We start from the raw sequence: 870 nt of genomic DNA on the forward strand, positions 1-870 counted from the left end.
CCGCGGCGGACCCGCCGGAGCTGCCGCCGGGAGTGCGGCCGGGGTCCCACGGGTTGCGGGTCGGGCCGCCGAGCGCGGGCTCGGTGACGGCGCGGGCACCGAACTCGGGGGTGGCGGTCCGTCCGAACACGACGAGACCGGCCTCGGTCCAGCGCCGGACCACCGTCGACGTCTCGGGGCGCGGATGGTCGGCGAGCGGACGGGAGCCGGACGCCGTCGGGACCCCGGCGAGGTGCTGGGCGAGGTCCTTCACCAGGAACGGGACGCCCGCGAACGGCCCGGTCAGCGGGCCGCGTGCGCGGGAGCGGGCGGCGTCGTCGAGGCGCAGTCGGATGGCGTTGAGGCCCGGCTCGACGGCGTCGGCGCGGGCGACGGCGGCCTCCAGCAGGTCGGCCGCGCTCACCTCACCCGCGGCGACGAGTGCGGCCAGCCCGACGGCGTCGTGGCTGCGGTAGTCGTCCCAGGAGATCCCCACGGCGGGGATACAAGCAGATCGGTCAGGGAGTGGACACGGGGGCGGGCGCGGGCGCCGGCGACGCGTCCGACGTGCCGGTGACCCCGGCGACGACACCGAGGGCCAGGACGACCGCGGCCGCCGCGCCCAGGACGGCGGGCAGTACCGGTCGGGTGCGGGCCGGGAAGTCGGGCAGCCGGAAGCCACCGGAGGTCCGGGTACCGCCGCCCTCGGGCAGCGGGGCCGCGCGGAACGGCTCGGGGAGCCGCTGGACGGCCGGGGCCTGTGCTGCGGGTCCCGACGGGAATCGCGCGGGCCGGCGCTGCATCGCCGGGGGCCGGCCCTCCGCGGGGTGCCGGGGCGCCATCGGTCGGGACGGGTGTCGCGGGGCCGCCGCGGCGTACTGCCCGGGGACG

The 870-nt window shown here is 79.5% G+C and carries 1 protein-coding gene and 1 pseudogene; both read right to left on the reverse strand.

Annotated features, from left to right (window positions below; genetic code table 11):
* Positions 1 to 469, reverse strand: a 469-nt coding sequence (locus tag GTW08_RS12260; protein WP_346009897.1) for an amidase, incomplete at its 3' end; no start/stop codon positions are given.
* 28 nt (positions 470 to 497) lie between these two features.
* Positions 498 to 870 (reverse strand): annotated as a pseudogene (locus tag GTW08_RS12265) (hypothetical protein); the annotation flags it as partial.

The sequence above is a fragment of the Pseudonocardia sp. SID8383 genome (assembly GCF_009864975.1).
Lineage (GTDB): Bacteria > Actinomycetota > Actinomycetes > Mycobacteriales > Pseudonocardiaceae > Pseudonocardia > Pseudonocardia alni.